The sequence below is a fragment of the Ferrovum myxofaciens genome, from assembly GCF_000735045.1.
Taxonomy (GTDB): domain Bacteria; phylum Pseudomonadota; class Gammaproteobacteria; order Burkholderiales; family Ferrovaceae; genus Ferrovum; species Ferrovum myxofaciens.
The window spans coordinates 1-1,378 of record NZ_JPOQ01000472.1 but is presented as its reverse complement, the minus strand read 5'-3'; the positions used below and the strand labels follow the sequence as shown (position 1 = coordinate 1,378).

General features: G+C 49.6%; 1 protein-coding gene. It reads left to right on the top strand.

What is annotated here, in order from left to right:
* A partial coding sequence (locus IV91_RS0114635) for an IS4 family transposase (protein ID WP_035418823.1) occupies positions 1–1,097 on the top strand: 1,097 nt, incomplete at its 5' end.
* Between the last annotated feature and the right edge of the window lie 281 nt (positions 1,098–1,378).

The following is a 1,378-nucleotide window of genomic DNA, read 5'->3' as shown; positions in this document are numbered from 1 at the left end:
ATCGGTATGGCGGCAACCGTGGCGTTCGCACCATGACTTGCGCCGAGCAATATCGCATCATGGCCTTTGCTCAATTGACCTACCGCGAAAGTCTGCGGGACATCGAAGTCTGCCTTGGTGCTCAAGCCGGAAAGCTTTACCACATGGGGTTTCGCGGACAGGTAAAACGTTCGATGCTGGCCGATGCCAATGAATCTCGCGACTGGCGAATTTACGCTGATTTCGGGCAGCGCCTGATTGTTCAGGCGCGCGACCTTTACATCAAGGACGATCTTGGACTGGATTTGTCGAACACGGTTTATGCGCTCGATTCGACCACCATCGACCTGTGCCTGTCGGTATTTCCATGGGCGCATTTTCGCACCACTAAAGCCGCCGTCAAGATGCATACACTGCTCGACCTGAGGGGCAATATTCCGAGTTTCATCCACATCTCCGATGGCAAGATGGCTGACGTGCATGCCCTCGACCTGCTGCAACCGGAACCCGGCGCAATCTATGTCATGGATCGGGGCTACGTGGATTTCAGTCGGCTTCATGCCTTGCACTTGGCTGGTGCATTTTTTGTTACGCGCGCCAAGTCCAATATGAAAGCGCACCGGGTTTATTCGGAGAAAACGGATAGATCGACAGGCGTTATTTGCGACCAGACGATTGCGCTGGATGGCGTTTACACCAAGCAGCACTACTCCGTGCATCTGCGCCGCATTCGATTCAAGGATCCCGAGACAGGCAGGACGCTGGTCTTCCTCACCAATCAGATGGTCTTGCCAGCCGCGACAATTTGCGCACTGTACAAGAGCCGATGGCAGGTGGAATTGTTTTTCAAATGGATCAAGCAGCATCTTCGGATCAAATGTTTCTTCGGTACATCAGAGAATGCGGTCAAGACCCAAATCTGGATCGCCGTGTCGGTTTATGTTCTCGTTGCCATTGTCAAAAAACGTCTCAATTTGGACGCTTCGCTCTACACTTTGCTACAGATTTTATCTCTCACACTTTTCGAAAAAATTACGCTACAACAAGCACTTACAAATACGGAAAACACTTCAGATGCATGTCCTATCAATAATCAGTTGATTTTAGAAGGAATTTAACCGGACACTAGTGATTTTTCATGTAAAAATCACTCCTATCATCCCTGCGTCTTTCAGGGCATCACACTAAAACTGACTGTAAGTTTTCGGTACTGATCGCCGTAATCAGAGCCCTGCTGCATAGCGGGGTTTCCAGCCAAATATGTTAGATTAGTCATACATCGCCCTTCGGTCGAATAACCTCAACCAACCTTTGGTGATCCTGTAGATTACCCAGAATCCAGTAGCAATCAGGATGGGCCATCCAATTAGTATGAGTAGCAAGATTACCCCGATGCTGG